Origin of the sequence: Paracoccus fistulariae (genome assembly GCF_028553785.1) — a bacterium.
Classification (GTDB): Bacteria; Pseudomonadota; Alphaproteobacteria; order Rhodobacterales; family Rhodobacteraceae; genus Paracoccus; species Paracoccus fistulariae.
This window is the reverse complement of sequence record NZ_CP067136.1, coordinates 1563208-1586224: the sequence shown is the minus strand read 5'-3', so window position 1 is coordinate 1586224 and position 23017 is coordinate 1563208. Positions and strand designations below refer to the sequence as shown.

Sequence of the window (23017 nt, the reverse complement as noted above, 5' to 3'; positions counted from 1 at the left end):
CAACAGGATGCGGTTTCATGTGCCATGAGGCAAAGATGTGACCAATCGGGCGCGCCTTCAAGAGCCTCGGCCATCACAACACCGACGTGAATTGCCTTTGTGCCATAATTCGCAGTAAATAAAGGCCAAGACGCAAAATAAACGCAGAACACAGGACGAGCATCCATGAAACGTCGTGAAGTCATGTCGCTGGCCGTGCCGCTGGTCGCGACGGTTGTTTTTGGCCCTGCGCTGGTACAGGCCCAGCAGGCAGGCGCTGACCCCTATGCCCCGACCGAGGTCGCCATTCGCGAGGATTTCGAGGTTGGCAGCATCGTGGTGGTCAGCAAGGATTTCTTCCTCTACCACGTCGTCGCGCCGGGTCGCGCGATCCGTTATGGCGTGGCCGTGGGCCGGGACGAGCTGGTCTGGAAGGGCAAGGCCACCATCGGCCGCAAGGTCGAATGGCCAAGCTGGCGCCCCACGCAGGACATGATCAAGCGCAACCCCGGCCAATATGCGAAATGGGCCGATGGCATGCCGGGTGGCCCGACCAACCCGCTGGGCGCGCGGGCGCTGTATCTTTACGATGCCAGGGGCAATGATACCGCCATCCGCATCCACGGCACCACGCAGCCCGGATCGATCGGCAGCGCTGTTTCCAACGGCTGCCTGCGCATGCGCAACGAGGCAGTGATGTCGCTGTTCGATCAGGTTCCGCTGGGCACGCCCGTCTACGTTTTCTGACCCTTGGCCCTGACACTGACACGCGTTCTGGACCCCGCCTTTGCGGGGTTCGATAATATTATCGACGTGCGTGCGCCCGCCGAATATGCCGAAGATCATCTGCCCGGCGCGATCAACCTGCCGGTGCTGAGCGATGACGAACGCGCACAGGTCGGCACGATCTACAAGCAGGTCTCCCCCTTCGACGCCCGCAAGATCGGCGGTGCGATGGTGGCGGCCAATGCCGCGCGCCATATCGCCGGGCCATTGGCGGATCGCGATGGATCGTGGCGGGCGCTGATCTATTGCTGGCGGGGTGGCCAGCGTTCGGGCAGCTTTGAGACGATCCTGGCCCAGATCGGCTGGCGCGTTGACCGGGTCGAGGGCGGCTATAAAAGCTGGCGCAAGCTGGTGGTCGCGCGGGTGCAGGATCATCCCATGCCCGCGCCCGTGGTGGTGCTGGACGGCAATACCGGCAGCGGCAAGACCGCGATTCTGGGCCGTCTGGCGGCGCGGGGCGTGCAGATCATCGATCTGGAGGGGCTGGCAAATCATCGCGGCAGCCTGTTCGGCGCCATGCCCGGCGGTCAGCCCGGCCAGAAGATGTTCGAAAGCCGTCTGGCTTTGGCGATCGAGGCGCTGGACCCGTCCCGTCCGGTGGTGGTCGAGGCGGAAAGCAGCCGGATCGGCAATCTCAACATCCCGAAATCGGTCTGGCAGTCGATCTGCGCCGCGCCCCGGATCCGGCTGGATATCCCGGTCGAGGCGCGCGCCCGCTTTACCGCTGACAGCTATCGCGACATGTCGGCCGATCCTGACCAGATTGCGGCAATTCTGTCCGCCATGTCGGGGCTGCATCCTTCCGAGCGGATCCTGACATGGCAGCAGCAGGCGGCAGAGGGCCAATGGACCCGACTGGCGCATGGGCTGCTGAACGATCACTACGATCCGCGCTATCACCGCCACCGCGCGCGCCATGATGACGGGCGCGGCCACGTGGTCGCGCTGTCAGACCTGACGGATCTCGATCTGGCCGCCGCGCGGGTCGAGGCAGCGCTGGCGCATCTGCACCCGGCGGGGCGGGGCTAGAAAGCCCCCTCAGCCATCGCGCAGGAACCGGCGCAGCACCCGTTCCAGCTTGGCCGCACCCAGCGGCGCCATGGCCTTGGTGTGGTCATGGCTGATCGATTCATCGCTCAGCCCGGCGCCCATATTGGTGATGACCGACACCGCGGCACAGCGCAGGCCCAGAAAACGGCCCAGAATGATCTCTGGCACGGTGGACATGCCGACCGCATCGGCGCCAAGGATCTGCACGGCGCGGATTTCGGCCGGGGTTTCAAAGCTGGGGCCGGAAAACCAGCAATAGACGCCTTCGGACAGATCGACACCTTCTTTGACCGCCGCGCGTTGCAATGCGGCGCGCATCCTGGCGTCATGCGCATCGGTCAGCGGTACGAACCGCGCATCGGTCTGTTCCCCGATCAGCGGATTGTTTCCGGCGAATGCGATGTGATCCCGCAGCAGCATCAGCCCGCCCGGCTGGATATCTTCGCGCACGGAACCGGCCGCGTTGGTCAGGATCAGCTTCTCGCAGCCCAGATCGCGCAGCACCTCCAGCGGCAGGCGCATGGCGTCGGGCTTGCCGCTTTCATAGTAATGCGCGCGGCCGCCGAAAATGGCGACGCGGTGGCCCTCCAGCTCGCCGATGACCAGTTGCGGTACATGGCCCGACACACCCGCATGCGGAAAGCCCGGCAGGTCGGAATAGGGGATGGCGACGCCGTCCACCGTGCCGGACAGATGGCCCAGACCGGATCCAAGGATCAGGCCGAATTCGGGCGGCTCTGCCCCGGCCCTTGCGCGAATGACTGCGGCAAGTTCAGCGCTCTTTGACATAGGGTTCTCCTCCTGCGCGCGGCGGAATTGCGCGACCGACAAAACCGGCAAGGATGATCACGGTCAGGATATAGGGCAAGGCATTCATGAACATCGACGGTATCGTAATCGGCCCCAGTTCCAGATTGGGGTAACGGTTGGCAATGGCCTCAAGCAGGCCAAAAAGGAACGTGGCAAATAGCGCGTTCCACGGTCGCCATTTTGCAAAGATCAGCGCCGCCAGCGCGATAAAGCCGCGCCCGGCGGTCATTTCCTTCACGAAGCCCGCTGACAGGCCGGTCGCCAGATAGGCCCCGGCAATGCCGCACAGCACGCCGCAGATGATCACCGCCGCATAGCGCAGCCGCGTCACCGAAACGCCGGCCGTATCGACCGAAGCCGGGTTTTCGCCCACCGCCCGCAGGCGAAGGCCGAAACGGGTGCGAAACAGCACCCACCATGTCAGCGGCACACAGATAAAGGCCACATAGACAAGGATCGAATGACCCGAGATCAGATCGGCATAGACCGGCCCGATAAACGGCACGTCGCGGATACTGTCGGCGAAGGGCAGGGTGATTTCATTGAAGCGCGCATTGCCCTGAAGCGAGGGCGTGCGCCCGCCAAGGCCAAAGATCTTCTGCCCCAGCAGCACCGTCAGCCCCGAGGCCAGAAAATTGATCGCCACCCCCGAAATCAGCTGGTTCCCCATGAAGGTGATCGAGGCCAGCCCGTGGATCATCGACAGCGCCAGCGACCCCCCGATCCCGGCCAGAAGGCCCAGCCAGGCGCTGCCCGTCAGATAGGCGACCGAGGCGGCGGTAAAGGCCGCCATCAGCATCTTGCCTTCCAGACCGATGTCAAAAACGCCCGCGCGTTCCGAATAAAGCCCGGCAAGACAGGCCAGCAGCAAGGGGGTCATCAGCCGGATGGCGGAATCGAGGATCTGGATGATTGTGGGAAAATCCATGGCTCAACTCCGATCTGTTGCCAGCCGGATGGCGACATAGGTAAGAAAGACGCCGATCGACGCCTCGATCCAGCGGCGGGCGTGATCATAGGCCAACCGGAACGGCGACGAGGACAACAGCACCGCATAGGCGGCATGCCCCGCAAGGGACAACAGGAAGGCGCCGGTGATGAAGGTGGCGACCACCGGGGCGGGGGCCGATTGCGTGGCCCCGACCGAGGCGATGGCCAGCCAGAAAACAATCGCCTTGGGATTGGTGATCTGCATCAGATAGCCCATCAGAAAGGCCCGCCACGGGTTCGGCGCATGGGCGCGGCGTTGCACGGCGACTACTGGCGGTTCGGCCGCGCGGCGAAAGGCCTTGATGGCCAGCCACAGCAGATAAGCCGCCCCGGCCATGCGGATCAGGGTCGAGAGCCAGGCGACCCGCTCCATCAGCAGGCCCAGACCCTGCGTGGTGGCCAGCGCCAGACAGGCTGCGCCGAAGGCAATGCCGACCGAGGCGGCCAGCGCGCGGGCGCGGCCCTGCGACAGCGCAATACCCAGAAGCAGCGCGACACCCGGTCCCGGCGAGGCGACCGAGACGGCCTGGATCGCATAAGCCGCGCCGAAGCCCGGCAGCCAGGGGATCAGCCAGTCCATCACGCGCCTTCCTTCCTGCGCAGCGCCATGAAGATCCGTTCAAGCGGCATGCGCACCATATTGTCCAATGCGCCGGTAAACAGGATGACAAGCGCCTGTATGACGATGATCAGCTCGCGCGGGATCGTGGTCCACAGCGCCAGCTCTCCACCGCCCTGATACAGAAACCCGAACAGCAGCGCGGCCAGAAACACGCCGAAAGGATGGTTGCGCCCCATCAGCGCCACGGCGATGCCGATGAAGCCCGCCCCCTCGACCGAGTTCAGGACCAGACGCTCTGCCTCGCCCATGACATTGTTGATGGCCATCAGACCGGCCAGCGCGCCCGAGATCAGCATGGCGATAACGGTGATCCGCACCGGCGAGATCCCGGCATAAAGCGCGCCCGGCTCTGATTTGCCGAAGGCGCGGATCTCATAGCCCAGACGCGTGCGCCAGATCAGCAGCCAGACCAGAAAACAGGCGATGATCGCAATCAGGAAGGTGATATTGACCGGCGTGTGCTTGCCCCATTCGATGCCCAGACCGGCGGCCATATCGCTCAGCTTGGGCAGATGCGTGCCCTCGGGGAAGCGGGCCGAGGCCGGGTCCATGCTGCCCACCGGCCGCAGGATATTGACCAGCACATAGTTCAGAAGCGCGGCGGCGATGAAGTTGAACATGATGGTGGTGATAACGATATGGCTGCCGCGCTTGGCCTGCAGCCAGGCCGGGATCAGCGCCCAGGCCGCGCCGAACAGCGCCGCGCCGATCATGGCGGCAGGCAGTGCAATGCCCCAATGCGGCCAGGGCAGCGCCAGACAGACCAGCGCCACGCCAAGCCCGCCCATCATCGCCTGACCCTCGCCGCCGATATTGAACAGGGCGGCGTGATAGGCGACCATCACCGCCAGCCCGGTGAAGACGAAATTCGTCGTGTAATACAGTGTGAAACCCCAACCATAGCTGGAGCCAAGCGCCCCCTCGACCATGGTTTTCATCGCTTCCGAGGGGCTTTCCCCGATGGCCAGAATGACCAGCGCGGAAATGCCCATGGCCAGGATCAGGGAAATCAGCGGCGTCAGGATCACATCGGCCCATTTCGGCATCTTGTCCATCAGGCCGGCTCCTCTGGCAATGTCTCGACATGGCGGTGATCGGGGGGAATGCCCGCGCTGGCGGGGGTGTGTTCGGTATCGGTGACACCCGCCATCAGCAGGCCCAGTTCCCCGGTCGTCGTCTGGTCGGGTATGCGTTCGCCCATGATCCGGCCGTCGAACATCACCGCGATCCGATCCGACAGGGCCAGAATCTCGTCCAGTTCGACGCTGACCAGCAGCACCGCCTTGCCCGCATCGCGCAGTTCCACGATCCGCTTGTGGATGAATTCGATGGCGCCGATATCGACGCCGCGCGTCGGCTGGCCGATCAGCAGCAGATCGGGGTCACGCTCGATTTCGCGGGCCACGACGATCTTCTGCTGGTTGCCGCCGGAAAAGTTCCGCGCCGCAAGCTGGGCATTGCGGGGGCGGACGTCGAAATGTTCCATCTTCTCTTCGGCATCGGCCAGGATGGCGGCGTTGTCCATCAGCAGGCCCTTGTTGTATTCCGGCGCCCGGTGATAGCCGAAGGCGGTGTTTTCCCAGGCGGTGAAATCCATGATCAGCCCCTCGACCTGCCGATCCTCGGGGATATGGCCGATGCCCCGCGCCCGGCGTGTCGCGGCGTCCGATTTCGTGCCGGTGAGGTCCAGTTCCTGCCCGTTCATGCGGACCGAGCCGCTGACCTTGCTGCCCTTTTCGGGATAGCCGCCCAGCAGTTCCAGCAATTGCGTCTGGCCATTGCCCGACACACCCGCAATGCCCAGAATTTCGCCCGCGCGGATGTCAAAGCTGATCTTGCGCAGCCGTTCGACGCCTTCATCATCGACCAGTTTCAGGTCGCGGACCTCAAGGATCGGGTCGCCCGGTGTCGCGGGGGCCTTGTCCACGTTCAGCAGCACCTTGCGGCCGACCATCAGTTCGGCCAGTTCGGCGGGGCTGGTTTCGGCGGTCTTGACCGAGGCGACCATCTCGCCACGGCGCATCACGCTGACATTATCGGTGATCTCCATGATCTCGCGCAGCTTGTGGGTGATCAGGATGATCGTCTTGCCCTCGGCCCGCAGCCCTTCGAGGATGCGGAACAGGTGATCGGCCTCGGCCGGGGTCAGCACGCCGGTGGGTTCGTCCAGGATCAGGATATCGGCCTGACGGTACAGCGCCTTGAGGATCTCGACCCGCTGCTGGTGGCCGACCGAAAGCTCTTCGATCATCTCATCGGGATCGACATTCAGCTGATATTCCTCGGCCAGCTGTTTCAGCACGCCGCGCGCCTTGGCCAGCGAGGGGCGCAGAAGGGGGCCATCCTCGGCCCCCAGAATGATGTTTTCCAGCACCGTGAAGTTCTGAACCAGCTTGAAATGCTGGAACACCATGCCGATGCCGCTGCGAATGGCGGTCTGGCTGTCGGTGATGGTGATGGGCGTGCCATTGACCCGGATCTCGCCGCTATCGGGCTTGTAGAAGCCATAGAGGATCGACATCAGCGTGGATTTCCCCGCGCCGTTTTCGCCGATGATCCCGTGGATCGTGCCCTTGGGCACCCTGAGCGAGATGTTCCTGTTCGCCTGCACCGGCCCGAATGATTTCGAGATCCCGCGCAACTCGATGGCGGCGGGGGCGGCCGTGTCCGGCTGCCCCTTCCGGTCAATGGCATCGCTGCTCATCAGCTGGCCGGGCAGCTGTTATCGGCCATGTAGTCATGCACCTGGATTTCGCCGGATGCGATCTTGGCCTTGGCCTCTTCCACGGCGGCCAGCATCTCGGCATTGACCAGCGGCTGGTTTGAATCGTCGATGGCCACATCCACGCCGCCCGCCGCCAGATCCATGACCTTCACGCCCGGTTCCAGATCCATGCCTGCGGTGAAGGCGTCAAAGACGGCATTGTCCACGCGCTTGACCATCGAGGTCAGCACCTTGCCCGGATGCAGATGGTTCTGGTTGCTGTCGACGCCGATGGACAGGATGCCCTCATCCGCGGCGGCCTGCAGAACGCCGATCCCGGTGCCGCCCGCTGCGGCATAGATCACATCCGCACCCTGTGATTTCTGCGCCTTGGCCAATTCGCCGCCCTTGACCGGGTCGTTCCAGGCGGCGGGTGTGGTGCCGGTATAGTTGATCAGCACCTTGCCATCGGGCGCGGTCGCCATGAAGCCCTGCGCAAAGCCGCATTCGAATTTGTGGATCAGCGGGATATCCATGCCGCCGATAAAGCCCGCAGTCTTGGTTTCCGAGGCCATCGCCGCCATGATCCCGGCCAGATAGCTGCCCTGTTCTTCCGCAAAGACCACCGATTGCACATTGGGCTGTTCCACCACCATGTCGATGATGGCGAATTTCGTGTCGGGATAATCCGGGGCGATCTTGGTCAGCACATCGCCAAAGGCAAAGCCGGTCATCACGATCGGGTTGGCGCCGGTTTCCGCCAGCCGACGCAGGGCCTGTTCGCGCTGCGCCTCGGACTGCATCTCCAACTCTTTATAGCTGCCCCCGGTTTCCTCGACCCAACGTGTCGCGCCGTTGAAGGCGGCCTCGTTGAAGGATTTGTCGAATTTTCCGCCCAGGTCATAGATCAGCGCGGGATCGGCCGAAGCCAGACCCGACGACAAAGCCGTCACGGCCGCACCCGCCAGAAGCGTTTTCATCAGGGACATAAGGAACCTCATCCTGTTGTTGCGGGCGATTCAGATCGCCCTTTTGATGCGCCAATTTGGGACGATAGTTCGCAACTGGTCAACCGGCTTATTCGGCGGGTTTCAGCGCCAGCCGCATCAGGATCGCATCAAGATCAGGACCGTAATAATTCCGCCTGCACCCCTCTTGTTGCCAGCCGGTCGCGCGGTAAAGCGCCAGCGCCGCCGTATTTTCGGAGGCGACTTCCAGAAAGGCGGTCGCAGCGCCCCTTGTCCTGGCCTCGGCCAGAAAATCACCGACCAGCGCCCGGCCCGTGCCTGACCGGCGGGCATCGGGATCGACGGCGATGGTCAGCAACTCGGCCTCATCCGCGATCACCCTGCCCAGCAGAAAGCCGTCCGGGCGATGGGTCAGAAAGGTGCCGGTGGTCGAAAGGATGTCGGTGAATTCCGCCTCGTTCCACGGGCGCGGGGTGGAAAAGCAGCGGGCATGCAATCTGGCAAGCGCTGCGGGCGTCACGGCAGGATCACCGGCGCCGGTTCGCGCGAGGGGGCGGCATCGGCCGGGCGCAGATAGATCGGCGCGGGGCGGGGATGCGGCTGGTCGCGGCGCTGCAGGGCCAGCCGGGCAATGGCCTCGGCCACGGGCATGGCGGGGAGGACGGGCGGCAGGCCGGGGGGCAGGGTTTCCGTCGTTGCCTGCTGCGGCAGGCCGGGCGCGCCCGCGCCGAAATCCTGCCAGAGAAGCTGATCCTTGCGCAGCGGCAGCACGATCCGGCAGGGCCGGGGCAGGCCGTGGGCTGCGGCCTCGGTCGCGCTGATGCCGATGGCGGGGATGCCCAGCGACAGCGCCAGACCGCGCGCCGCCGCCACCGCAATGCGGATGCCGGTGAAGTTGCCGGGGCCGGTGCCCACCCCGATCACCGCCAGATCCGGCCAGTCCAGACCGGCCTGCGACAGCAATTCTTCCAGCAACGGAAACAGGCGTTCGGCCTGACCCTTGGCCATGTCTTCATGGCGGCTGGCCAGCACCTGATCGCCGCATATCAAAGCGGCCGCGCAATGCGCGGCCGATGTGTCAAAGCCAAGGCCGACGGGGTTACGCAACCGGGCGCACCTCGATCACCTCGGGGATATAGTGGCGCAGCAGGTTCTCGATCCCCATTTTCAGCGTCAGCGTCGAGGACGGGCAGCCCGCGCAGGCGCCCTGCATATGCAGATAGACAATGCCGCGGTCAAAGCCGTGAAAGGTGATGTCGCCCCCGTCCTGCGCCACGGCGGGGCGCACACGGGTATCCAGCAGTTCCTTGATCTGGCCCACGATTTCGGCATCTTCGCCATCATGGCTGGCATGGCCGCCAGCGGCGACTGCATCGCCTTCGACCGCCTGTGCGCCCGATTGGAAATGCTCCATGATCGCGCCCAGGACCGAGGGTTTCAGGTGATCCCAGGGTGTTTCGTCGCTTTTCGTGACCGTGACGAAATCACGGCCCAGAAAGACGCCGGTGACGCCCTCGACGGCAAAGATCCGGCGCGCCAGCGGCGATTTCGCGGCGCTTTCAGCCTCGGGGAAATCGGCGGTGCCGCTGGCAAGCACCACATCGCCCGGAAGAAACTTCAGGGTTGCGGGATTCGGCGTGGTTTCGGTCTGGATGAACATGCGAACGCTCCTTTGCGCCAGATATGGCGATGCTTGGCGCATGGGTCAAGTTTTCGCGGCCAGATAAGAAACGGAAAGATGGATAACAAATGCATGTTTGGGCGCGGGGGCCCGGCCCGTCGCGGTCCGGGGGATGACGGCGCTATCGCAGGTGATATGTCAGCGCGCTTTTCACCAGCAGCGCCAGACGGTCCAACGCGAGCCTGTCGCCCGGTCTGAAATGGATGGCGCGATTGCCCTCATAGGTGAAATCATCGGGGAAAAGCGCCTGAAAATCTGACAGAATCGTTGTCTGGCAATGGGTGTACAGCGCAAAGCCGCCCTGCTTTGGCAACCCAAGCCGGATGGTCGAGCCGGATTTCGGTTCAACGGTCAGATAGGCGGGTTGACCCCATTTCAGCGTCTCGCGCAGTTTCCCGACGCCCTCTGTCCGCGCCGCGACCTGAAAGATCATCTCGCGCAGCTGAAGCAGGCCGGGGCGGGCATGGTCGGGAAAACCGGCAAAGATGCGCTGGACCTGCGGATCCTCGAATGCGGTGGTCACGGGCGTCGCCCCCCGGCTGGTCCGGCGCGGGCCGGTCAGGTGATGGTTTCCAGCCGTTCCTTGGACAGATCGCTGGGCACGATGGTGATCGGGCAGGGCAGGTTCGTTTCTCGCATCAGGCGAGTCAGGATCGGGTTCTGCGCCGATTTGTCAGAGGAGTTCAGCCCGATTGCCAGAATCCCGATTTCGGGATCCTCATGCAGCAGCCGGATCAGCTCCTCGCCCGGATCGCCTTCGCGGATGATCAGTTCCGGCTCTACCTTGGGGCGGGCGCGCATCCATTTGGCGTAAACTTCGTAATGCGCTTCGATTCGTTCATGCGCTTCGGCGCGCATGACATCCGCGACGCCAAAGCCGTGCTGAATGTCGGATGTCGGAATCACCGAAAGGATCAAGACCTTACCGTCCGAATTTGCAGCACGCATCGCCGCGAAACGCATGGCATTCAGACTTTCTTGGCTATCATCAAGTAAAACAAGGAATTTCCGCATGGACGGCGCTTTCGCTGTAACGGTATCGCGGAAAGAGTGGCTTATATGTCATGGTCGCGCAAGTCATTCGGCTGATTTCCGCAACCCCCAGTTTTCTTAATCATAACGATATGCTACGCGCTTTTAGGAACATGAACCAAGGCGAGCGGACCGCGTCGTGACCATTCACCACGATTGGGATAAGGCTGAAGCTGCAAGGCTGAAGGGGCTGACTGCGCCGAAGATGGCGTGGTTCCTTGGCGAAGCAGGTTCGACTGACGCGAACCCGACCCCCACTTACAAGCGGGTGTTCGATTTCTCATTCGCGCTGCTTCTGCTGATTCCACTGTCGGTGGTAATGGGGCTGGTCGCGCTGGTCTTGCTGCTGGTACAGGGCAGGCCGATCTTTTACACGGCGCATCGCATGCGTTCGCCCTCGGAATCCTTCACCCAGCTGAAATTCCGCACCATGTTGCAGGAAGACGGCGATTTCGGCGCGACCGGTGCGCATAAGCATTGGCGGATCACGCCGGTGGGGCATTTCCTGCGCAAGACCCGCATCGACGAATTGCCGCAACTGTTCAATATCCTGCGCGGCGATATGAGCTTTGTCGGCCCGCGCCCGCCGCTGCGCGAATATGTCGAGCGCTTCCCAAGCGTCTATACGCAGGTTCTGAAAAGCCGTCCCGGCGTGACGGGGCTGGCAACGCTGATCTATCACCGTCACGAAGACCGCATCATGGCGGGATGTAAAAGCGCCGAGGCGACCGAGCTTGCCTATTACCGCCGCTGCCTGCCTGCGAAGCTGAAAATTGACCTGATCTATCAGCGTCACCGCGATCTGCGTCTGGATCTGTGGATCCTGTGGAACACGCTGAAGATCGTTTTCGTCCGCAAGGATGAGCGTCCGCGCCGTCGCGGCCGTCGTTAGACCCTATTCCGTAAACGGATCTTCCGGATAACCAACTCCGGTCAGATACAGCCCCTGCGGTGGACAGACCGGCCCGCAGGCTGCGCGGTCACATGCCTGCAAGGCCTCGCGAACCCGCTCGGGCTGCCATCCGCCCGCGCCGACACGCTCTAACGTGCCGACGATCGAGCGGACCTGATTATGCAGGAATGACCGCGCGCGCAGCGAGAAGCGATATTCCCGGCCATGCGGGATGGCGATCTCTTCGATGGTGATCTCATCCAGCGTCTTGACCGGGCTTTTCGCCTGACAGATCGAGGATCGGAAGGTGGTGAAATCATGCTGCCCGATCAGAAAAGCCGCTGCTGCCCGCATCTTCCGGGCATCCAGCGGGTTCTGCACCTGCCAGACGCGGCCCCGGCCATGCGTCAGCGGTGCGCGCCGCGCCACAAGGCGAAACAGATAGCGCCGTTCCAGTGCCGAGAAGCGGGCATGGAAATCATCCGCCACCGGGGCGGCCTGCAAGATCGCGACAGGGGCGGGTTTCAGGTGGAAATTCAGCGCCTCGGACAGGCGAAAGCCGTCCCAGTCCCGCTGCAGATCCGCATGGGCGACCTGTCCTGTCGCGTGAACCCCGGCATCGGTGCGTCCCGCCGCCGCGATCCGGGCGCCGTTGGCAAAGCCGGGATCCAGCCGCGCCAGCGCCTCTTCCACGGCTTGCTGGACCGAGGGTTGATCCGCCTGCGCCTGCCAGCCGGCGAATGGGCGTCCGTCATATTCGATCTTCAGGGCAAAGCGCGGCATTGGGGGATCAGCGCGTCTTTTCTTTGTCTTTGGTGACATCATAGGACAGCAGATCGTCCAGCGTCTGCGCCTCCTGGCTGGTGATTGCGGCGGGTTTCGCGGCCCGCACGCCTTCGCGTTCCAGCCGGTCGCGCAGGACCGAGATTTCGATATCCAGATCGTCGCGGTCGCTGGCCAGCAGCTTGCGCGACTTGGCTTTGAAATCTTTTTCCAGATCGTCCAGAAATGTTTCATAGGACGCCCGCACCGCCTTATCGCGGGTGCGCGAATAGAGGTTGGCGAATTTGACCGTCGCGTCCCGTGCCCCCAGCAGATAGATGCCCATATAGCGCCGCGCCGCCGACAGATCGCCCGGATTGTCGCGGACACGGTCGAACAGCTCTTCCACCGTTGCGGCGAACATGCCGACGCGCTGCTCCAGCCGCCGGTCGCCCGCGCGCAGGATGGCGTCGCGCATCTGGTTCAGAAGATCCTCGCCCTCGTCGATCATGCGCTGCGCGCGATCCTGTTGAAAGCTGTCCACGCCGGTTGCGCCCTTGTCGCGCATCGGATCCGCCCCGAAGGACAGGAAATGCAGCGCCATGCCCGCCACGCCCACCAGCACCCCGCTGGCCGCCGTTTCCGGCGTCGCCACGCCGACACCCAGCCCAAGCGCCGTCAGCAGGCCGCCGAACAGCTTGCGCGGAATGGCGGGGCGGCGGGCGACGCGACGCACCTGATAGGCGGCCTCGGCCACCAGACCCTCTCGCGTCATCCACATGCCGGATGCGATCAGACCGAAGGCCCCCAGATCCGACACCATTCCCACGGGTTGCTGAAAGAACGCGCCCAGAAGAAAAGGGGTCGCCGCGATGGTGATCCATTTCGGACGCGATTCCAGCCGGTGCCGGATCGGCGCGGGTGGCATCGGCTCCGTCGCCTGATCGCGGTGGTCGCGTTGAAACCCGTCGGGCGAATATCGTCCGCCAAAGCGATTGGCCATGCTGTCCCTCTTATCCTGCGCCCAGCAGTGACGCGTAAAGCGTCAACAGAACCAGAAGATAAAAGCTGAGCCTTTGCTTGGCGCGGCGCGACATTCGTATCCTTTCCCTTGGGTCGGCATGACCCTTTCCCCCTCTATATCGGTATGGCCGCGCCAATTGCAAAGAGCAGCCGGCCGATTGGCGCAGCGATCAGGCGTCAAATATCCGGTCAAGGGCGTCGTTCAGCGGGCCGCTGTCATCCAGTTCCAGCCGCACGGGCAGGGCCATGACATGGCGCCGGAAGGCGCGGGGCAGCCGGGCGGCGTCCTTTTCTGTCGTCACCATCTGCGCGCCCTGCAGGCGGGCCTCTGTCTCCAGCCGGGTCAGCAGGGCGGGCGTGAAAGGCTGGTGATCGTCCAGCGCCTCGGCCCGGACCACATCGGCGCCAAGCGCGGTCAGCGTGGCAAAGAACTTCTCTGGATGGCCGATCCCGGCGAAGGCCAGAACCCTGTGCCCCGTCCAGTCAAAGCCCATCTGCAACGGGGCAAGATGCCCGCGCAGATGTGGCGGCGAGGTCGGCGGCGCGGCAAAGCGGGCCTGCGCATCCGGCCCGCCGATGGACAGCAGCAGATCGGCCCGCGCAAGGCCCGTCGCCACCGGTTCGCGCAAGGGTCCGGCAGGCAGGCACAGCCCGTTGCCAAATCCGCGCGCCGCATCCACCACCACGATGGACAGGTCATGGGCCAGCGCCGGATCCTGAAAGCCATCGTCCAGAATGATCGCCTGCGCCCCGGCCGCGACCGCCGCCCGCGCCCCGGCCAGCCGGTCATCGCTGACCCAGACCGGGCCGAATGCGGCCATCAGCAGCGGCTCGTCCCCGACCAGCGCGGCCTCATGCCTGGCCTCTTGCACCTGAAGCGGGCCGGTCGCGCTGCCGCCATAACCGCGAGAGACGACATGCGCTTTAATGCCCCGCGCCTGCAGGGTCTGTTGCAGGTGGATCACTGTCGGCGTCTTGCCCGTGCCCCCGGCATTCAGGTTGCCGACGCAGATCACCGGCACGCCCACCCGCGCCCGCGCGCCCGAGGCAAGCCTGCGCGCGGTCGCGCGGGCATAGATCGCGCCAAGCGGCGACAGCAGCCGTGCGCGAAGCACGGGCGGGGTGCGATACCAGAAGGCGGGCGCGCGTCTCATGTCGGCTCCTTGCCGAGGATCTTCAGGATCGGTGCGCAGATGCGCATGGTCACATCCGCGCCGCCGGTGCTGACAAGCCAGGCATTGCTGGCCAGCGTCGCGATATGTTCTGGCAGGGTCAGTTCGGCGATGGCCGTGGACAGATCATTCGCATCCGAAACCTGACGCGAGGCTTTCGCGCCCTGCAATTGCTGCCATTCGGTTGCATGGGCCCCCGGCAATGGTCCGTGCACGATGGCCGATCCAAGGGCGGCGGGTTCGAACGGATGATGCGATTCCCCGTCCGGCCCCAGCAAGGTGCCGCCCATATAGGTGACCGGCGCCAGCCGATACCACAGGCCCATTTCGGTCGGGCCATCGGTCAGCATGACCTGCACCTCATCGGTGGGCTCCTCATCCTCGGTCCGGCGCGCGACGATCAGGCCAGAGGCCTCTATCTCTTCGGTCAGCGCGTCGATCCGCGCCGGATCGCGGGGCGCCATGAACAGCAGCGCCCGGTGCGACTGATGCAGGGCGGCGCGATGGGCCCGCAGCACGGCGGCCTCTTCCTCGGGCGGGACCGAGGCCGCCAGCCAGGCATGCCGCCCGCGCAAAAGTCCCGCAAAATAGCTGCGCTCATCCTCGACGCAGGACAGCGGTTCGCGGATTTCGGCGACCGGGCCGGTCATCGACAGCCGGTCGCGGCTTATGCCGATGCTGCGCGCGATGTGATAGCTGCCCTGATCCGTCGCCAGCACCGTATCCATCTTGCGCAGCAATTCCCGCCGCAGCGCACCGCGCAGCGACCAGCCGGTGAAACTTGCGTCAAGCCGGGCCTCTGCCAGGACGATTGGGATGCCGCTGTCGCTGGCGGCGGTAATGAGGGCAGCAGGAAGCCTGGGCCCAAGCAACAGCAGGGCGGCGGGGCGGGCCGCCGCGATCAGTGCCTGCGCGGCGGCCAGGTTGCGGCCGGGTTGGGGCAGGTTCTCATGCCCGATCTGCATCAGCCGCAGATTGGGCCGCGCCTGCAGCAATTGCCTGCTGACTTGGGTCAGGGCGACGGCGGCCTGCGGCGTGGAATGGACCAGCAGCAACGGACCATCGCCCTTGGGCAGCGAAAACGGCTGGTCCGCCGCGCCCGGTTGACGCAGCTTCAGCCATAGCGCAAAGCGCCCGATGCTCCAGCGTGCCGTTGTCATGATGCTGCGCTCAGCCCGGGCGGATTACCCCTGAACGTCCAGTTCCTCGGTCGGGCTGGCCTCGGTCTCTTCGTCGCGCAGACGATGCAGATGGGCGATGAAATAGCGGGTATGGGCGCTGTCCACGGTACGCTGCGCCTCGGCCTTCCAGGCATTATAGGCGGTCTCGTAATTCGGGAAAATGCCGACAATGTGGATATTTTCCGCGTCGCGGAACTGGGTCGATTGCGTGTCGGTCAGTTCGCCGCCGAAAACCAGATGAAGACGTTGGCTCATGTCAGGCTCCGTAAGATTGAGTGTCCGCCGGAACCTAGCCTGCCAGCCGCGCAAGAAAAAGCCGGGATAAATAAAAAACAAATCAGTTTAGGTTTGTCGCCACAGCCCGGCTGAGCTATACTTGGGGTCGTGGCGCCTTATGTTGACCAAACCCCCTTTGGCAACGCAGAAATGCCGCCGCATTACAAACGGTGCAACCGGTCTGGGGTGTGATCGGCTGCACCGTTTGTTGCGTTCAGCGCCCTGCCATTTCCAGAACGACCTGCCATTCCTCCTCGGTCACGGGCTGGACCGACAGGCGGGTATTGTTGACCAGCACCATATCCTTCAGGCGCGGCTCGGCCTTGGCCTGATCCAGCGAGACGGCGGCGGGCAGCGGCTCGATGGCCTTGATGTCGACGCATTCCCATTTCGGATCCTCGGCGGTTGAATCGGGGTGTGCCTCGGCGATCACCTCGACGATCCCGACCGCTTCCTTGCCGATATTCGAGTGATAGAACAGCCCGCGATCGCCGATCTTCATCGCCCGCATCATATTGCGCGCCTGATAGTTCCGCACGCCGTCCCATTCCTCGCCCTGATCGCCCTTGGCAACCAGATCGTCCCAGCCGAAGACATCGGGTTCCGATTTGAACAGCCAGTATTTCATCAGCCGATCACCTTTTTCCACTCGATCACATCGACCTGCTGGAACAGACCGGCGGCTTTATAGGGATCGCCCGCCGCCCAATTCTGCGCCGCAGCCAGATCCGGGGCCTCCAGCACCACCAAAGAGCCGCGCATCTCGCCCTCTTCGATCAGCGGGCCGGCCATGGTGACGATGCCGCTGTCCTTGATATAGGCCAGATGGGCGTCGCGGGTGTTGATCCGGGTTTGCAGCACACCGGGCTTGTCCCGGCAGATTACGGCGAAAAGCGGCATTCATTCCTCCTTCAGGGGGCGGGTCATCAGATATTCGGCGGCATGTTCGACCGAGGCGCCGCCTTGCGACAGTTTCGCGACCATGGCCGCGATGGGCATGTCGAGGCCCAGTTTTTCGGCAAGCGCGGTGACGGCGCGCGCGGTGGCGGCGCCTTCGACCGTGGTTGCGGGATCGAAATCTTCGCCTTTGCCCAGGGCCTGCCCGAAGCGGAAATTCCGCGACTGGACCGAGGTGCAGGTCAGGGTCAGATCGCCCAGACCCGACAGCCCGGCCAGCGTCTCCGGCCTTGCGCCCAGATGCGTGGCCAGGCGCGTCATCTCGGCAAAGCCACGGGTGATGATCGCGGCACGCGCGCTGTCGCCAAAGCCTGCGCCGATCACCACGCCCGCCGCAATGGCGATGACATTTTTCAACGCACCGCCCAGTTCCGCGCCGGTCACGTCCGGTGTGCGATAAAGGCGCAGGACCGGCGTGGACAGCATCTGTTGCAGCGCCTGCGCGGCCCGATCCTCGGCACAGGCCAGGGTCAGCGCGGTGGGCAGACCGCGTGCGATATCCGCCGCGAAAGAGGGGCCGGTCAGCACCGCGATCGTGGCTTTCGGGCAGACCTCGGCAATCAGGGTCGAGGGGCCGGTCAATCGCGTCAGGTCGATGCCCTTGGCCGTGCTGACCAGCCATTTATCCTGCAGCAGATCGGCATGTTCGGACAGAAAGGCGCCAAGCGCCTGCGCGGGCAGCGCCAGAAGCAGCGTTCCCGCCTGCGTCGCGGCTTGCAGATCGGCAGTGACGGTGACCTGATCGGGCAGGGTGATCCCCGGCAGGCGCGGGTTTTCGCGGCCCCAACTGATGTCCCGGCCCCATAAGGTTACCGGACCATTGGCAGAGATCGCGATGGCCAATGCGGTGCCAAAGGCGCCCGCGCCCAGAATTGCCACGCTCATGCCTTGGCCCCCTTCTTGCCGCTGCCCAGCATCGGGGCAGCCTTGCGATCCAGCGGCCAGCGGGGCCGCGCCGCCAGATCCATGCCGTCACGATGGCCCTGACGGAACCGCTCGATCCCCGCCCAGGCGATCATCGCGCCATTATCGGTGCAGAGCCGCAGCGGCGGGGCCAGAAATTCCGCACCGGCCTGCGCGGCCACCTGTTCCAGCGCGGCGCGGATCGTGCCATTGGCCGCGACGCCGCCCGCCACGGCCAGCACCGGCACAGGGTGGGCCGCCAAGGCGCGGCGCGACTTTTCGGCCAGCACCTCGGCCACGGCGGCCTGAAACGCGGCGCAAAGGTCGCGGCGGTCGGCCTGTCGCAGGCCGCCCTGCTCGGCGATCAGCTGATCGCGCAGCCGCAATGCCGCCGTTTTCAGACCCGAGAATGACATGTCGAAACCGGGACGATCCAGCAGCGGCCGGGGCAGGGCAAAGCGGTCGGGATCGCCAAGCGCGGCCTCGGCCTCGACCGAGGGGCCGCCGGGCTGCGGCAATGCCAGCAGCTTGGCCAGCTTGTCGAAAGCCTCGCCGGGGGCGTCGTCGATGGTGCCGCCCAGACGGGTGAAATCTTCGGGGCCATCCACGCGCAGGAACTGGCAATGGCCGCCCGAGACTAGAAGCATCAGATAGGGATAGTCCACGGCATCGGTCAGTCGCGGGGTCAGCGCGTGACCCGCCAGATGGTTCACGCCGACCAGCGGCAGTCCCGCGCCCGCAGCGATGCCCTTGGCCGACATGACCCCGGCCATCACCCCGCCGATCAGCCCCGGCCCCGCCGTCACCGCAACGCCCGACAGATCGCGCAAGCCGACACCGGCCTGTTTCAGCGCCTCTTCCACCGCGATATCCAGCCGTTCGGCATGGGCGCGGGCCGCGATTTCCGGCACCACGCCGCCGAAATCGGCATGCAGATCTGTCTGGCTGCTGACGACCGAGGACAGCACGCGGCCATCATCCGTCACAATCGCGGCGGCAGTGTCATCGCAACTGCTTTCGATGCCAAGGAAGATGATCTTGTCCATGCCCTTGCCCGGCCGAGGTTTGGTGCTTACCCCTGTGGCCTAGCACCGGGCAGGGGGGAAGCCAATGGCAAGGGTGGCAGGGGCCACGATTCTGTTGACGCGGCCGCAGGCGGATTCGCAGCGTTTTGCCGCCATGCTGCCGCACTGGCCCGTGGTGATCTCTCCGATCATGCGGATCGTGCCGGTGCCCCATGATGCCCGGCGTCTGCGCGATGCGGAAGGTCTGGTCTTCACCTCGGCCCATGCGATTCCCGCAGCGGGGCCGGGGCGGGGGCGTTTCGCCATCTGCGTCGGCAGCCGCACGGGCGATCTGGCCCGGCAGGCGGGGTTCCACGTGGTCGAGGGGAATGGCTTTGCCGAAAGCCTGCCACCCCTGATCGCGGCGGCGCCGGTGCCGCTGATCCATCCGCAGGGGCGGCATCTGGCGCGGCAATTGCCGGTCGAGGGGGTCGTGGTCTATGATCAGCAGGCACTGGATCTGAGCGATCAGGCCCAGCATTTGCTGGGCGGTGACCGCCCGGTGATCCTGCCGATCTTCTCTCCGCGATCGGCCCGCCTGCTCAGCGCGCAGGTCGAAAATTCGCGCGCGCCGTTATGGCCGGTGGCGATTAGCAAGGCCGCGATGGAGGGTTGGAATGCGCCCGCGCGGGGCCGCAATATCGCCTCGGAACCCTCATCCGGGGCGATGATTGCCGCGATCGGGCGGCTTCACCTGACGGAACATTAATTATCACAGCGGGTTGAGCACTGGGCAATGCCTTATTAGGCTGCTGTTGAACGGATTGCCGCCACTCGGTGTGGATGGCGCGTGATGACGAGGACTGTCGTGAAAAAGCCAGAAGAATCCAAACCCACGAACAAGCCGAAGCGGACCAAGCCAGAGACGAGTGCCGCAGGGGGCGCCGAGGCAGAGAAGAAGCAGGCGGCGGCCTCGGGTGCCATCAAGTCGCGTGATGTCGGTTCAGGCGATGGCAGCTCGGCTGCAGCCAGCGGCGCCGAGATCAAGCCGACGCCGTCCAGTCTTGTCGGCGACAAGGCCCAGGGCGCGCCCGCTGCCGCCCCGAAATCCGCAAAGCCCGATGCGAAACCCGCGAGCGAGCCAGCCAAGGCAAAGACCCCGGAAAAGCCGCTGAACCTCGAATCGGCCAAGAAGACCGTGGCGAAACCGGCCTCGACCCCGTTCGAGAAATCGCCCGCTTCGGACAGCGCGACACTGGCGGCGACGCCCACGAAAACCGAAACAGCCAAGCCAGAGGCGGCCAAGACCGAACCGGCCAAATCCGCGCCTGAACAGCCTGCCGCCAGAAAGCCCGAACCCGCCAGCCCTGCACCGCAGCAGGGAAAGGTGCAGAAGGTCGGCTTCTGGCCTCTGGTGTTCGGCGGTGTCGTGGCGGCAGGGATCGGCAGCATCGGCACGATCTATGCGCTGCCCCATCTGCCCGCATCCTGGCTGCCGGAACAAGAGGCCCCGCAGGTGGATGTCGAGGCGATCCGGTCCCAGGCCACGCAGGCCGCAGAAGCGGCAGCCACCAGCCAGATCGACACGCTGCGCGCGGAACTGGATGCCCGGCATGACGACATGATGTCGCAGATTCAGGCCAATCAACAGCAGGGCGCACCGTCCGACGGGGCGTCCGCCGAGGCGCTTTCGTCGCTGCAACAGCGTCTGGACGAACAGGCGCAGCAGATCCAGCAATTGTCGGACCGCCCTGCCTTTGATCCCCAACTGGCGCAGCGTCTGCAGGATCTGACCGCCAAGGCGCAGGATCTGGAAGGTCAGATCGAAAAGGCCGCCCAGCAGGCGCAATCCCAGATCGACACCGCGCAGGCCGAGGCGCAAAAGCTGCAGGAAGCGGCCGAGGATAGCACCCGTCGCGCCGAGGCCGTGGCCGCCATCGCCGCGCTGCAAACGGCGCTGGATCGCGGGCTGCAACCGGATGAGGCCCGGCAGACCATGGAAAGCGCAGGCATCGAAACGCCTGCGGCGCTGGATCGCGAAGTGGCCAGCCTGGACACGTTGCAAGGCGAATTCCCCGATGCCGCGCGGGCCGCTCTGCGCGCCTCGCTGCGCGATGAAAGCGCCTCGGGCACGGGCAATGTCTTCACCAACTTCCTGCGCGCCCAGACCGGCGCGCGTTCGGTCGAACCCCGAGAGGGCGACGACCCCGACGCGATCCTGTCGCGCGCCGATGCCAAGGTCGAAGCAGGCCAGATCGGCGAGGCCCTGACCGAGGTCGAGGCGCTTCCGGACAGCGCGAAATCCGCCCCGTCGATGGCCGAATGGATCGGCAAAGCCACCGCCTATCGCGACGCGCAATCGGCGCTGTCCGATCTTTCAGCCAGCTCGAACTGAGACTCATGCCATGTTGATTTCATTGTTGAAAATCGTGATCTTCTTCGCCGTTGTCGTGGCGCTGACACTTGGCGCGATCCATCTGGCCGAAAATGGTCAGAACCTGCTGCTGCAATATGGCGGGACCGAGATTGTGCTGACACCGGTCAAGGCGGTCATTGCGCTGCTGCTGCTGCTGGTCGTCGCCTGGCTGGTGGTCAAGCTGCTGGGGCTGCTGCTGGCCTTCTTCCACTTTCTGGCGGGCGATGAGACGGCGATCAGCCGCTATTTCGACCGTTCGCGCCGCAAAAAGGGCTATGATGCCTTGGGCGATGCGGTGCTGGCCATTGCCTCGGGCGAGGGGAAGCTGGCGCAGGACAAGGCCGCGCGGGCCGCGAAATACCTGCCCGACCGGCATATCACCAACCTGCTTTCCGCACAGGCGGCCGAGGTGGCGGGCGATGACAGCCGCGCCAACCAGATCTATCGCCGCCTTCTGGATGATGATCGCACCCGCTTTGTCGGCATTCGCGGGTTGATGCGGCAGGAACTGAACAAGGGCGACACGGCGACGGCGCTGCTGCTGGCGCAGAAAGCCTATGCCATCAAGCCGCGCCACAAAGAGATCCAGAACACGCTGATGGAACTGGAGATGCAGGAGGGCGACTGGAAGGGCGCCCGCCGCATGCTGAGGGAAAAGCAGCGTCAGGGAGAGATCTCCAAAGACGTGCGGATCCGCCGCGACGCCGTTCTGGCCCTGCAAGAGGCCAGCGATGTGCTGGCGCAGGGCAGTTCGATCAGCGCGCGGGAGGCCGCGATTTCTGCCGCCAAGGCCTCGCCTGATCTGATCCCGGCGGCGGTGCTGGCCGCCCGCAGCTATCTGGCGCAGAATGATGGCCGCAACGCGGCGCGGCTGCTGGAAAAGACCTGGTCGGTCAATCCGCATCCCGATCTGGCCGCCTGCTATGCCGAGATTGCGCCGAATGAGACGCCGACCGAACGCCTGTCGCGGTTCAAGCGCCTGATCGAGCGGAACGCCGATAATGAGGAATCGCGCCTGCTGAAGGCCGAACTGCTGCTGGCAGCCGAGGATTTCCCGGGGGCCCGCCGTGCGCTTGGCGATCTGGCAGAGACGCATCCGACGGTGCGCACGCTGTCGATCATGGCGGCTGTGGAACGTGGCGAGGGTGCCGATGACAGCGTCGTGCGTGGCTGGCTGGCGCGGGCGCTGACCGCTTCGCGCGGTCCGCAATGGTGCTGCGACAAATGCCAGAACGTGATGTCCGACTGGGCGCCTGTTTGCGACAATTGCCATGGCTTTGACACGCTGACCTGGCGTGAGCCGGTCGAAAAGCGCAGCCCGCATATGCCCGCGGCGACGACAGGCGCGGAAATGCTGCCGCTGCTGGTCGGTGCGCCCAAACCCGCAGAGGGTGAGACCGCCGAACTGGTCGAGGATAGCGATCCCAAGGCTGCTGAAGCGGATCAAAAGCCCAAGGCCGACAAGAAGCAGGCCGAAGAGGCAGAGGTGGTCGAGCCGGACTATCTGGGCAAGCCCGGCTATGTTCAGCCCGAACCGGATTACACGCCAAAAGCCGAGGAAAAGCCCAAGGCCAGCGCCGCCAAGGACCAACAGGCAGATCACGCGGCCGAAAAGCCCGCAGAGAACTCCGCAGAAAAACCTGTGAATGACGCGGAAAAGGCCAGCGGCGCCGATGCCGAAACGCCTGCTGCCGAGGCCAAGCAGAAGCCAGAGGAGCCGCGCGAGATGGTGCGTCCAGACATCATGCCGCCCGATGAGGCCGACTGGAACAACAGCAAGCAGAAACGTTGACCCGAAAAGGGGGGCGA

26 protein-coding genes are annotated in these 23017 nt (G+C 64.6%); 6 read left to right on the top strand and 20 right to left on the bottom strand.

Annotated features, from left to right (window positions below; translation table 11 throughout):
• Window positions 1–165 precede the first annotated feature (165 nt).
• Entirely contained in the window at window positions 166–726 is a 561-nt protein-coding gene (locus JHX87_RS07790) for a L,D-transpeptidase (RefSeq protein WP_271885864.1), read from the top strand.
• A gap of 3 nt (window positions 727–729) precedes the next feature.
• Window positions 730–1794, top strand: coding sequence for a tRNA 2-selenouridine(34) synthase MnmH (mnmH, locus tag JHX87_RS07785; protein ID WP_271885866.1), 1065 nt, complete (start codon window positions 730–732; stop codon window positions 1792–1794).
• 9 nt (window positions 1795–1803) lie between these two features.
• On the opposite strand, the gene JHX87_RS07780 is transcribed toward mnmH, so the two are convergent.
• The 11 genes from JHX87_RS07780 to JHX87_RS07730 all read right to left on the bottom strand — a co-directional run bounded on the left by JHX87_RS07780 (window position 1804) and on the right by JHX87_RS07730 (window position 10604).
• Complete coding sequence (locus tag JHX87_RS07780) at window positions 1804–2604, bottom strand: purine-nucleoside phosphorylase (protein WP_271885868.1); 801 nt, start codon at window positions 2602–2604, stop codon at window positions 1804–1806.
• Window positions 2588–3553 carry an ABC transporter permease gene (locus JHX87_RS07775; protein ID WP_271885870.1) on the bottom strand — a complete coding sequence of 322 codons (966 nt, stop codon included), beginning with the start codon at window positions 3551–3553 and terminating at the stop codon, window positions 2588–2590. The genes JHX87_RS07780 and JHX87_RS07775 overlap by 17 nt, the downstream gene beginning before the upstream one ends.
• Window positions 3554–3556: 3 nt before the next feature.
• Window positions 3557–4195 (bottom strand): LysE family translocator, encoded by a 639-nt coding sequence (locus tag JHX87_RS07770; RefSeq protein WP_271885872.1) that lies wholly within the window; start codon window positions 4193–4195, stop codon window positions 3557–3559.
• Window positions 4195–5292, bottom strand: a complete 1098-nt coding sequence (locus JHX87_RS07765) for an ABC transporter permease (protein WP_271885875.1) — start codon at window positions 5290–5292, stop codon at window positions 4195–4197. The genes JHX87_RS07770 and JHX87_RS07765 overlap by 1 nt, the downstream gene beginning before the upstream one ends.
• Window positions 5292–6941 carry an ABC transporter ATP-binding protein gene (locus tag JHX87_RS07760; protein ID WP_271885877.1) on the bottom strand — a complete coding sequence of 550 codons (1650 nt, stop codon included), beginning with the start codon at window positions 6939–6941 and terminating at the stop codon, window positions 5292–5294. Before JHX87_RS07760 ends, JHX87_RS07765 begins: the two co-directional genes overlap by 1 nt.
• Window positions 6941–7930: a BMP family lipoprotein gene (locus tag JHX87_RS07755; RefSeq protein ID WP_271885879.1), complete on the bottom strand. Its 990-nt coding sequence runs from the start codon at window positions 7928–7930 to the stop codon at window positions 6941–6943. The genes JHX87_RS07760 and JHX87_RS07755 overlap by 1 nt, the downstream gene beginning before the upstream one ends.
• Window positions 7931–8018: 88 nt before the next feature.
• The gene (gene rimI / locus JHX87_RS07750) at window positions 8019–8429 is read right to left on the bottom strand and encodes a ribosomal protein S18-alanine N-acetyltransferase (protein ID WP_271885881.1); all 411 of its coding nucleotides are present in this window, start codon (window positions 8427–8429) and stop codon (window positions 8019–8021) included.
• A complete protein-coding gene (gene tsaB, locus JHX87_RS07745) occupies window positions 8426–9016 on the bottom strand; it encodes a tRNA (adenosine(37)-N6)-threonylcarbamoyltransferase complex dimerization subunit type 1 TsaB (protein ID WP_271885883.1) in 591 nt (196 codons plus the stop codon). Before tsaB ends, rimI begins: the two co-directional genes overlap by 4 nt.
• The gene (locus JHX87_RS07740; RefSeq protein ID WP_271885885.1) at window positions 9009–9569 is read right to left on the bottom strand and encodes a NifU family protein; all 561 of its coding nucleotides are present in this window, start codon (window positions 9567–9569) and stop codon (window positions 9009–9011) included. Before JHX87_RS07740 ends, tsaB begins: the two co-directional genes overlap by 8 nt.
• A 142-nt stretch (window positions 9570–9711) precedes the next feature.
• Window positions 9712–10113: a DUF1801 domain-containing protein gene (locus JHX87_RS07735; RefSeq protein WP_271885887.1), complete on the bottom strand. Its 402-nt coding sequence runs from the start codon at window positions 10111–10113 to the stop codon at window positions 9712–9714.
• A gap of 35 nt (window positions 10114–10148) precedes the next feature.
• Window positions 10149–10604, bottom strand: a complete 456-nt coding sequence (locus JHX87_RS07730; RefSeq protein WP_271885889.1) for a universal stress protein — start codon at window positions 10602–10604, stop codon at window positions 10149–10151.
• 157 nt (window positions 10605–10761) lie between these two features.
• On the opposite strand from JHX87_RS07730, the gene JHX87_RS07725 reads away from it, so the two are divergent.
• The gene (locus JHX87_RS07725) at window positions 10762–11514 is read left to right on the top strand and encodes a sugar transferase (RefSeq protein WP_271885891.1); all 753 of its coding nucleotides are present in this window, start codon (window positions 10762–10764) and stop codon (window positions 11512–11514) included.
• 3 nt (window positions 11515–11517) lie between these two features.
• Here the strand turns inward: JHX87_RS07725 and truA are convergent, their stop codons facing one another.
• From truA to tsaD, 9 genes are all read right to left on the bottom strand, one after another.
• Window positions 11518–12297, bottom strand: a complete 780-nt coding sequence (gene truA / locus JHX87_RS07720) for a tRNA pseudouridine(38-40) synthase TruA (protein ID WP_271885893.1) — start codon at window positions 12295–12297, stop codon at window positions 11518–11520.
• Window positions 12298–12304: 7 nt separating this feature from the next.
• Complete coding sequence (locus JHX87_RS07715) at window positions 12305–13279, bottom strand: 5-bromo-4-chloroindolyl phosphate hydrolysis family protein (RefSeq protein ID WP_271885899.1); 975 nt, start codon at window positions 13277–13279, stop codon at window positions 12305–12307.
• Window positions 13280–13469: 190 nt separating this feature from the next.
• On the bottom strand, window positions 13470–14453 hold the full coding sequence (gene lpxK, locus JHX87_RS07710; RefSeq protein WP_271885901.1) for a tetraacyldisaccharide 4'-kinase: 984 nt from the start codon (window positions 14451–14453) through the stop codon (window positions 13470–13472).
• Window positions 14450–15631, bottom strand: coding sequence for a 3-deoxy-D-manno-octulosonic acid transferase (locus tag JHX87_RS07705; protein ID WP_271885902.1), 1182 nt, complete (start codon window positions 15629–15631; stop codon window positions 14450–14452). Before JHX87_RS07705 ends, lpxK begins: the two co-directional genes overlap by 4 nt.
• Window positions 15632–15655: 24 nt before the next feature.
• A complete protein-coding gene (locus JHX87_RS07700) occupies window positions 15656–15907 on the bottom strand; it encodes a DUF4170 domain-containing protein (protein WP_271885904.1) in 252 nt (83 codons plus the stop codon).
• Window positions 15908–16142: 235 nt separating this feature from the next.
• A complete protein-coding gene (locus JHX87_RS07695; RefSeq protein ID WP_271885906.1) occupies window positions 16143–16556 on the bottom strand; it encodes an EVE domain-containing protein in 414 nt (137 codons plus the stop codon).
• Entirely contained in the window at window positions 16556–16828 is a 273-nt protein-coding gene (locus JHX87_RS07690; RefSeq protein WP_271885908.1) for a YciI family protein, read from the bottom strand. Before JHX87_RS07690 ends, JHX87_RS07695 begins: the two co-directional genes overlap by 1 nt.
• Entirely contained in the window at window positions 16829–17770 is a 942-nt protein-coding gene (locus tag JHX87_RS07685) for an NAD(P)H-dependent glycerol-3-phosphate dehydrogenase (RefSeq protein WP_271885910.1), read from the bottom strand.
• Complete coding sequence (gene tsaD / locus JHX87_RS07680) at window positions 17767–18834, bottom strand: tRNA (adenosine(37)-N6)-threonylcarbamoyltransferase complex transferase subunit TsaD (protein ID WP_271885912.1); 1068 nt, start codon at window positions 18832–18834, stop codon at window positions 17767–17769. The genes JHX87_RS07685 and tsaD overlap by 4 nt, the downstream gene beginning before the upstream one ends.
• 64 nt (window positions 18835–18898) lie before the next feature.
• Here tsaD and JHX87_RS07675 point away from each other — a divergent pair, with 64 nt between their 5' ends.
• The 3 genes from JHX87_RS07675 (at window position 18899) to JHX87_RS07665 (ending at window position 23000) form a co-directional block, all read left to right on the top strand.
• Entirely contained in the window at window positions 18899–19561 is a 663-nt protein-coding gene (locus JHX87_RS07675; RefSeq protein WP_271885914.1) for a uroporphyrinogen-III synthase, read from the top strand.
• Between the two features lie 84 nt (window positions 19562–19645).
• A complete protein-coding gene (locus JHX87_RS07670; RefSeq protein WP_271885916.1) occupies window positions 19646–21187 on the top strand; it encodes a COG4223 family protein in 1542 nt (513 codons plus the stop codon).
• Between the two features lie 10 nt (window positions 21188–21197).
• Window positions 21198–23000, top strand: a complete 1803-nt coding sequence (locus tag JHX87_RS07665; protein WP_271885917.1) for a heme biosynthesis protein HemY — start codon at window positions 21198–21200, stop codon at window positions 22998–23000.
• Window positions 23001–23017: the final 17 nt, after the last annotated feature.

Excerpts from the sequence above, each read along its gene's own strand:
- JHX87_RS07730 (WP_271885889.1), bottom strand. The coding sequence starts at position 10,604 with ATGCGGAAATTCCTTGTTTTACTTGATGATAGCCAAGAAAGTCTGAAT.
- truA (WP_271885893.1), bottom strand. The coding sequence starts at position 12,297 with ATGCCGCGCTTTGCCCTGAAGATCGAATATGACGGACGCCCATTCGCC.
- JHX87_RS07675 (WP_271885914.1), top strand. The coding sequence starts at position 18,899 with ATGGCAAGGGTGGCAGGGGCCACGATTCTGTTGACGCGGCCGCAGGCG.
- JHX87_RS07780 (WP_271885868.1), bottom strand. The coding sequence starts at position 2,604 with ATGTCAAAGAGCGCTGAACTTGCCGCAGTCATTCGCGCAAGGGCCGGG.
- JHX87_RS07665 (WP_271885917.1), top strand. The coding sequence starts at position 21,198 with ATGTTGATTTCATTGTTGAAAATCGTGATCTTCTTCGCCGTTGTCGTG.
- JHX87_RS07755 (WP_271885879.1), bottom strand. The coding sequence starts at position 7,930 with ATGTCCCTGATGAAAACGCTTCTGGCGGGTGCGGCCGTGACGGCTTTG.
- JHX87_RS07690 (WP_271885908.1), bottom strand. The coding sequence starts at position 16,828 with ATGCCGCTTTTCGCCGTAATCTGCCGGGACAAGCCCGGTGTGCTGCAA.
- JHX87_RS07790 (WP_271885864.1), top strand. The coding sequence starts at position 166 with ATGAAACGTCGTGAAGTCATGTCGCTGGCCGTGCCGCTGGTCGCGACG.
- JHX87_RS07700 (WP_271885904.1), bottom strand. The coding sequence starts at position 15,907 with ATGAGCCAACGTCTTCATCTGGTTTTCGGCGGCGAACTGACCGACACG.
- lpxK (WP_271885901.1), bottom strand. The coding sequence starts at position 14,453 with ATGAGACGCGCGCCCGCCTTCTGGTATCGCACCCCGCCCGTGCTTCGC.
- JHX87_RS07705 (WP_271885902.1), bottom strand. The coding sequence starts at position 15,631 with ATGACAACGGCACGCTGGAGCATCGGGCGCTTTGCGCTATGGCTGAAG.
- JHX87_RS07775 (WP_271885870.1), bottom strand. The coding sequence starts at position 3,553 with ATGGATTTTCCCACAATCATCCAGATCCTCGATTCCGCCATCCGGCTG.
- JHX87_RS07760 (WP_271885877.1), bottom strand. The coding sequence starts at position 6,941 with ATGAGCAGCGATGCCATTGACCGGAAGGGGCAGCCGGACACGGCCGCC.
- JHX87_RS07765 (WP_271885875.1), bottom strand. The coding sequence starts at position 5,292 with ATGGACAAGATGCCGAAATGGGCCGATGTGATCCTGACGCCGCTGATT.
- JHX87_RS07740 (WP_271885885.1), bottom strand. The coding sequence starts at position 9,569 with ATGTTCATCCAGACCGAAACCACGCCGAATCCCGCAACCCTGAAGTTT.
- tsaD (WP_271885912.1), bottom strand. The coding sequence starts at position 18,834 with ATGGACAAGATCATCTTCCTTGGCATCGAAAGCAGTTGCGATGACACT.
- JHX87_RS07670 (WP_271885916.1), top strand. The coding sequence starts at position 19,646 with ATGACGAGGACTGTCGTGAAAAAGCCAGAAGAATCCAAACCCACGAAC.
- JHX87_RS07695 (WP_271885906.1), bottom strand. The coding sequence starts at position 16,556 with ATGAAATACTGGCTGTTCAAATCGGAACCCGATGTCTTCGGCTGGGAC.
- JHX87_RS07715 (WP_271885899.1), bottom strand. The coding sequence starts at position 13,279 with ATGGCCAATCGCTTTGGCGGACGATATTCGCCCGACGGGTTTCAACGC.
- JHX87_RS07685 (WP_271885910.1), bottom strand. The coding sequence starts at position 17,770 with ATGAGCGTGGCAATTCTGGGCGCGGGCGCCTTTGGCACCGCATTGGCC.
- JHX87_RS07770 (WP_271885872.1), bottom strand. The coding sequence starts at position 4,195 with ATGGACTGGCTGATCCCCTGGCTGCCGGGCTTCGGCGCGGCTTATGCG.